The sequence below is a fragment of the Streptomyces durocortorensis genome, from assembly GCF_016901035.1.
GTDB classification, from domain to species: Bacteria; Actinomycetota; Actinomycetes; order Streptomycetales; family Streptomycetaceae; genus Streptomyces; species Streptomyces durocortorensis.
This window is the reverse complement of sequence record NZ_JAFEUF010000346.1, coordinates 1-5,606: the sequence shown is the minus strand read 5'-3', so window position 1 is coordinate 5,606 and position 5,606 is coordinate 1. Positions and strand designations below refer to the sequence as shown.

The 5,606-nt window shown below is 74.4% G+C and carries 3 protein-coding genes; all 3 read left to right on the top strand.

The window, feature by feature from the left end:
* Nucleotides 1-2,446, top strand: a 2,446-nt coding sequence (locus tag JS521_RS33315) for a CDP-glycerol glycerophosphotransferase family protein (protein ID WP_205086629.1), incomplete at its 5' end; no start/stop codon positions are given.
* The gene (locus JS521_RS33310) at nucleotides 2,443-5,316 is read left to right on the top strand and encodes a bifunctional glycosyltransferase/CDP-glycerol:glycerophosphate glycerophosphotransferase (RefSeq protein ID WP_205086628.1); all 2,874 of its coding nucleotides are present in this window, start codon (nucleotides 2,443-2,445) and stop codon (nucleotides 5,314-5,316) included. The genes JS521_RS33315 and JS521_RS33310, both read left to right, overlap by 4 nt.
* Complete coding sequence (locus tag JS521_RS33305; RefSeq protein ID WP_372448640.1) at nucleotides 5,313-5,543, top strand: hypothetical protein; 231 nt, start codon at nucleotides 5,313-5,315, stop codon at nucleotides 5,541-5,543. The genes JS521_RS33310 and JS521_RS33305 overlap by 4 nt, the downstream gene beginning before the upstream one ends.
* Nucleotides 5,544-5,606: the final 63 nt, after the last annotated feature.

The following is a 5,606-nucleotide window of genomic DNA, read 5'->3' as shown; positions in this document are numbered from 1 at the left end:
CGCCACCACCGCGCTGGCCCCCGCCGACCTCCCCGTCCACGCCCACCTCACCGAGGCCGTCTGGCGGGACGGGCTGCTGCACCTGACCGGGTACGCCTATGTGCGCAACGCCCCGGGCGGGCCCCCGCGGCTCGGCTGGCTGCGGTCCGGGAAGCGGCTGATCCCGCTGCGCCTGCGCCCCCTCGGCGGCGACGAGGCAACCGCCCGGTCCGGCCGCTCCCTGCACCGGTACGACCGTGCCGGGTTCACCGCCGTCGTCGACCCGCGCAGGCTCACCGCCAGGAGCGGCCGTACGACGTGGCAACCGGAGGCCGTCGTCGTCGGCGCGGGCCGGCCGCGCCGGGGGCCCATGCGGCTCGTCGGCACCCCGGCCCCGCCCGCCGTGACCTACACCGACGAGCGGACCCGTATCGTCCCCGTCCTGTCCGGCAACAAGCTGGAGCTGCGCACCGAACGCGTCGCCGCCGTCCTGACCGGGCAGTCGGCGGTCGAGGACACCACCGTCCGCCTGGAGGTGAAGATCCTCGGCGACGCCGGACCGGTCGCCCTCAGGCTCACCGAGTGGCGCACCAAGGAGACCCGCGAGTTCGCCCTGCGCGGTTCGCTCGGCTCCCGGGCGGCGGACATCCCGCTCAGCACGTTCCGCGGGGAGGACGACATCTGGGGCGTGCAACTTGTCGGCGAGGGAAAGCCGTTGACGGTGGCGGCCCGGACCGACGGGCCGGACGGGCGCTACGCACTGCCCGGCGGCCGTGAGCTGTACGCGGCCCCCAACCCCTCCGGCGACCTCGTGCTCACCGACCGGGCCGTCCAGCCCGTCGTCGCCTCCGTCACATGGGAGGAGCCGGGCGGGCTGACCCTCGAAGGGACCTTCCCCGAACCCATGGGCGCCGCCCACGAACTCGTCCTGCGCCACAGCGGCCACCAGGAGGAAGCCGTCGTCGATGTGGAGCGGGGCGAGGACGGCGGCTTCCGGGCGGTGATCGCACCCGCCGCCGTCGAGGGGACCGGCGGTGCGCTGCCGCTCGCCGAGGGGCGCTGGTACCTCTTCCTGCGCGAGCCGGGGGAGCGGAACCCGGAGGCGTACCGGCCGCTCCGGCTGAGCACCCCTCTGCATCCCACGTTCCCGCGACAACAGCACACCGGCGGACGCGACTTCACCCTCCAGCGGCGCTACCACGACCGTCTCGTCCTGGAGTCCGGCAGCGCCCTCCCGGTGGCGCAGCGGGGCCCGTACGGGCAGCGGATCCAGCGCGAGCGGTACGCCGGACTGCGCGGCACCGAAGCAGCCCAACTGCGTCCCGCCGTCCTCTACTCCAGCTTCGACGGCCGCCAGCACTCCGACTCGCCCCGCGCCATCTACCGCGAACTCGCCGCCCGAGGAGGGGACATCGAGCACCTGTGGGTCGTCCGCGACCAGCAGGCGGCCGTCCCCGAGGGCGTCACGGCCGTCGCCCTGCACAGTGCCGCCTGGTACGAGGGGCTGGCCCGCAGCCGCTGGATCGTCACCAACACCCACCTCCCCGAGTGGTTCGAGCGGGCCGAGGGCCAGTGCGTCGTCCAGACCTGGCACGGCACCCCGCTCAAGCGCATCGGCCGCGACCTCGCGGGCAGCCCGCACGCCGACGCCGCGTACATGGCCTCCATGGAACGGCGATCCGCCCAGTGGAGCGTCCTCGTCTCCCCGAACAGCTTCTCCACCCCCGTCCTGCGCCGCGCCTTCGGCTACGGCGGCGAGGTCCTGGAGTGCGGCTACCCGCGCAACGACCTGCTGTACGCGCCCGACCGGGCGAAGGTCGCCGCCGCCGTACGGGAGCGGCTCGCGATCCCCGAGGGGCGGCGGGTGGTCCTGTACGCCCCCACTTGGCGCGAGGACCAGCCCCGGAAGGGCGGGCGGTACGCCCCCGACCTCCACCTCGACCTGGAGCACGCCCGCGAGGCCCTCGGCGACGACCACGTCCTCCTGGTCCGGCGGCACTACCTCGTCGGCGGGACCGTCCCCGACACCGACTTCGTCCGGGACGTCTCGCGCCATCCGGACGTCGCCGAACTCCTGCTGATCAGCGACGTGTTGGTCACCGACTACTCCTCGATCATGTTCGACTTCGCGCAGACCGGCCGCCCGATGCTCTTCCACACCTACGACCTCGCCCACTACCGCGACACCCTGCGCGGCTTCTGCTTCGACTTCGAGCGCCGCGCCCCCGGCCCCCTGATCCCCGAATCCGCCGGGATCGTGGCCGCCCTCCGCGACCCGGAAGCCGCCACCGCCGGGCACCGGGAGGCCTACGAGCGGTTCCGGGAGGCGTTCTGCGACCTCGATGACGGGACCGCCGCCGCCGGGGTGGTGGACCGGATGCTCAAAAGCGATCGGACGATTGAGGGCGACGCGATGCTCAAGAGCGAGTCCGAGGGCGGCCGGACGATCGAGGGGGAGCGGGCATGAGCGACTTCAGCTGTGTGATCACCGGGGGCGGGGACGGCGAGGGCCACGACGTGGCCGACGCCCTGCGCGCCGCCGTGGAGTCCGTCCTCGGCCAGTCGATGCGTGCTTCCGAGGCCCTCGTCGTCCTCGCCTCCGCCGCCGACCCGGCCGTCCGCACCGCCGCCCGCAACCTCGCCGCCCGGGCCCCCGAACGGGTCCGCCTCGTCCACGCCGACCCGGCAGCCCGCACCACCGGAGCCCTGCGCAACGCGGGTCTGGACGAGGCGGGCGGCCGGTACGTCCTGGTCCTCGCCACCGGCGAACGCCTTCAGCAGCACGCCTGCCGCAACCTCTGGCAGGCCGGCGAGACCAGCCGCGCCGACCTGATCGCCGGCCGCTGGAGCCGGATCGCCGACGAGAGCGGCAAGGAGCGGGAACCCTCCTGGCAGGGCGAGCTGTTCGCCCGCTCCCGCACCCTCGCCCGCTTCACCGACGCCCCCGAACTCGTCGTCAGGGACGCCCTGGTGACCGGATTCTGCCTGCGCCGCGAGGCCGCCAGGCGGCACGGGCTGCGGTACGAGGAGGACCTGGCGCACGGCGAGATCCTGTTCGGCCCGCTCGCCGCCGCCTCGGTCGGCCGGATCGCCCTGGTGCGCCGGCTGATCGTGACCGGCCGGGCCGTCCCCGACCGGGCCCGCGACCTCGCCCCCCTGGTCGAGGCCCACCGCCGGGTCGCCAACACCCTCCTCGCGCGCGGGCTGCCCGAGCTGCGCGAGGAGCGGGAGAAGGCGTTCGCCCGGGACCATCTGGTGCCGCTGGTCCGGTCCTTCCCCCGGCTGCCCGCCGTCCGCCGCGACCGGGTCGCCGCCGCTGCCGCCCGCACGCTCACCGGGCCCGTCCCGCCGGACCTGCCGCCGCTGGAGCGGGCCGCCGTGACCCTGCTGGCCGGGGGCGACGCCGAAGGGGTCCTCGCGGCGGCCTACGCGCTGAGCCGGCCCGCCACCGTGTGCGCGCCGCTGACGACGGGCGCGGACGGGCGGGTCGCCTGGGGCGACGACCCGGAGGAGCCCGTCGCCGACATCACCGGACTCGGCCATCAGTACCGCCGGTTCGGCGAGATGCGGCTGATGAACCGGCTCACCCGTTGCTCGGCCGGCGAGGGAGGCCGCCTGCTCCTCGAAGGCCGTCTCGTGCTGCCCGGACACAGCGGACCCGGCCCCGGCGACCCTCTCACCGCCACCCTGGAGTTCCGGGCCCGGGGCGGGGCGCGCGCCGTCGCGTTCCCGGTCGAGGAGGTCCGGCACGACGGCAACGGGATCATCTGGCGCGCACGGGCCGACGTCTCGCGCCGCCTGCGCCCCGTCGGCGTCCGCGACACGGCGTGGGACGCGCGGCTGATCCTGGAGGCTGGAGGCCCCGACGGGGTCCGGTGTGTCAGTGACCTGTTCGCCCCGCAGGACCAGGTGGCCGGGGCCGTCCGGTTCGCCGCGCGGCCCCGGCTCGGGCGGCTCGCCGGGGACACCTGGGAGCCCTACATCACCCTCAAGGACCACCCGGCGCTGCGCCTGACCGCCCGCCGCCGCCCGGCCCGCACCACCCACCGCCTGATCCGCTACGCCACCCGCTTCCGGCCCGCCCGCAAGGCCAAGCTCCTCGTCCGGGCCCTGCGCAAGCGCCTCGACCGCTACCGCTCCCGGGGCTTCAAGGTCCCCGCCTACAACACCTGGCTCACCCGGCTCCCCGTGCGCCGGGGCTCCGTCGTCTTCGAGAGCCACATGGGCACCTGCTACGGCGACAGCCCGCGCGCCCTGTACGAGGAGATCCGCCGCCAGGGCCTGAAGCTCCACGCCACCTGGTCCTACGACCCCTCCGCGGCAGGATTCCCGGACGACGCCCGCCTCGTACGCCGCTGGTCCTGGCGCTATCTGTGGGCGCTGGCCCGCGCCGAGTACTGGGTCGACAACCAGGGCTTCCCGCAGCACCTCCGTAAGCCCGACCGCACCACGTACGTCCAGACCTGGCACGGATCCGCGTACAAGCGCATGGGCTTCGACGAGACCCGCGTACGGCTCCAGAACGCCCCCCAGCGCGAACGGCTCCAGCAGGCCGTCGACCGCTTCGACCACTTCCTCGTCCGCTCCGAGCACGACGTGAACACCCTCGCCCGCGCCTACCGGCTGCCCGAGGAGAAGCTCCTGCGCACCGGCTACCCGCGCAATGACGCCCTGATCGCGGAGCGCGACCGTTCCGAGGCCGAGGGCAGGCTGCCGCGCCCGCCGCTAGCCGGGGCGCTCGGTCTCGACGATCACAAGAAGACCGTGCTGTACGCGCCGACGTTCCGCGGCGGCCCCGGAAAGCAGCGTAAGAGCCGACTGCTCCTTGACGTACGGGAGTTCGCGGAGCGGTTCGGCGACACCCACACCCTGCTGGTGCGGGCCCACTACCTGGAGTCGGCCCGGCTGCCGGTCTGTCCGCCCGGCACCGTCGTCGACGTCTCCCGCCACCACGACGTCAGTGAACTCCTCGCCATCACCGACGTGTTGGTGACGGACTACTCCTCCATCATGTTCGACTTCGCCCTCCTCGACCGGCCCGTCGTGCTGTTCGCCCCCGACCTGGAGGCGTACGCGGCCGAGCGCGGCAGCTACTTCGACCTGCGGGAGCAGGCCCCGGGGCCGGTGGCCGCGACCCAGGACGAGCTGTTCGCCGCCCTCGCGGAACTGAAGAAGTCCGACACCCGGTACGCCGATCAACGCCGTTCCTTCGCAGAGCGGTTCGGCACCTACGACCAGGGCGACGCGGCCCGCGCCGCCGTCGCCGCCGTCTTCGGGCCCACCGCCTCCCGGGGCGTCCGCCACACCCCCCCCCACGACCGGGGGGCCGGCCGATGAGCCGTGACATCTTCATCGTCTCCAACAGCACCGACGAACTCGGCGGCGTCACCGGCTGGATGCACCAGACCGCCCGCCTCTTCGCCGACCAGGGCCACCGGGTCCACGCCATCGGCATCCACGCCTCCGACCTGAAGATGGTGCTGCCCCGGCAGCCCGCCCACCCCGTCCTCCCCCCCCAAGCCGCCCCCCCACCCGGCCCCAAGTGCCCAGGGGGCGCCCGATAACCGCTTAGCGAGACGGCGCCCGGTGCGCGATAAAGAGAAGCTAGGCGGGGACCAGCAGGCGGG